General features: G+C 48.7%; 1 protein-coding gene. It reads left to right on the plus strand.

Features of this window, described 5'->3' with window-relative positions:
- The coding region (locus R7D93_RS25905) for a uracil-xanthine permease family protein (RefSeq protein ID WP_318129633.1) at positions 1 to 1,049 on the plus strand (1,049 nt) is incomplete at its 5' end.
- Positions 1,050 to 1,109 lie beyond the last annotated feature (60 nt).

The following is a 1,109-nucleotide window of genomic DNA, read 5'->3' on the forward strand; positions in this document are numbered from 1 at the left end:
TCCAAACTTGGGGTATTGGTGCAACTATGGGTGGCTTGATGGCGGCAGGTTTGGTTTACGTTGCACTTGGCGCGATGATCAAAGTGCGTGGTGTAGGGTTTATCCATAAGATTTTGCCACCGGTTGTAGTTGGCCCAGTGATCATGGTTATCGGCCTTGGCCTTGCGCCAACGGCAGTCAACATGGCGGTAGGTAAAACGGGCGACGGTGCGGTTCAGTTAGTAAATGGCGATGCTGCGGTCATTATCTCTGCTGTTTCACTGCTAACGACAATTGCACTTAGCGTGTTCGCAAAAGGGTTCCTAAAACTGGTTCCTATCGTGGGTGGTATTTTGGCGGGCTATTCAGTATCCCTATTCTATGGTGTGGTTGACTTTACACCTGTGGCTCAAGCAGCTTGGCTTGCAATGCCCAACTTCACCATGCCTGAGTTCAACATCAACGCGATTCTATTCATGATCCCAGTTGCAATCGCTCCTGCGGTAGAGCACGTGGGTGACATGTTGGCTATCTCAAATGTAACGGGTAAAAACTACCTGAAGAAACCAGGCCTACACCGCACTATCGCGGGTGACGGAATCGCGACAATTGCAGCATCAATGGTTGGTGCGCCGCCAAACACTACTTACAGTGAAGTAACAGGCGCGGTAATGCTGACCAAAGCTTTCAACCCTGTAATCATGACTTGGGCTGCCATTACCGCTATTGTTCTTGCGCTGGTAGGTAAGCTAGGTGCGATTCTGCAAACCATTCCTGTGCCAGTAATGGGCGGCATCATGATTCTTCTGTTCGGTTCTATCGCAACCGTCGGTTTGAATACGCTGATTAAGAACAACGTTGATCTACACAAGTCTCGGAACCTAGTGATCGTTGCAGTAACACTGGTATTTGGTATCGGTGGTATGGCTTTCGGTATCGGCGAGTTCAGCCTACAAGGTGTAAGCCTATGTGGTATCGTGGCAATCCTTCTTAACCTAGTGCTGCCACACGACCTTGGTGAAAACCACGTGGTTGATAACGCTCAAATGGAAGAAGAAAGCGCGAAGTAATTCGACTGCGCGACTTTTAAGTGGCGCACTTTAACCTTTCTAAATAAACAGCAACAAAAA

Source organism: Vibrio sp. YT-15 (assembly GCF_033337445.1).
GTDB lineage: Bacteria > Pseudomonadota > Gammaproteobacteria > Enterobacterales > Vibrionaceae > Vibrio > Vibrio alginolyticus.